The 282-nt window shown below is 33.3% G+C and carries 1 pseudogene; it reads left to right on the forward strand.

The features are described from left to right. Positions 1-211: pseudogene (locus SB753_RS36545) on the forward strand (hypothetical protein); the annotation flags it as partial. Positions 212-282 lie beyond the last annotated feature (71 nt).

Below are 282 nucleotides of genomic sequence, written 5' to 3' on the forward strand. Positions count from 1 at the left end.
CGAGAAAGTGGACGTAACTGATATTAAAGTAGTTACACGATCTGAGATAATAAAAAAAATTAACGATAGTAAATCGGTAGGGATGGATTGTAAAGTTGGGGTTTCAATAGATGGAATTGTTGTAGCGGAATCTGTAGTTAAACAAATAACGGGTGGGTATAAGATGTCAGCGACTAATATCAACGGAGTGAAAACAAATGAAACTAAATAAACAAGAGCAAACAGTTGTTATCGGTCTAATAAATAATTTTATTGGTTTGGATCTTGTACAACAACACATTG

The sequence above is a fragment of the Paraburkholderia sp. SIMBA_053 genome, from assembly GCF_046534895.1.
Classification (GTDB): Bacteria; Pseudomonadota; Gammaproteobacteria; order Burkholderiales; family Burkholderiaceae; genus Paraburkholderia; species Paraburkholderia caledonica.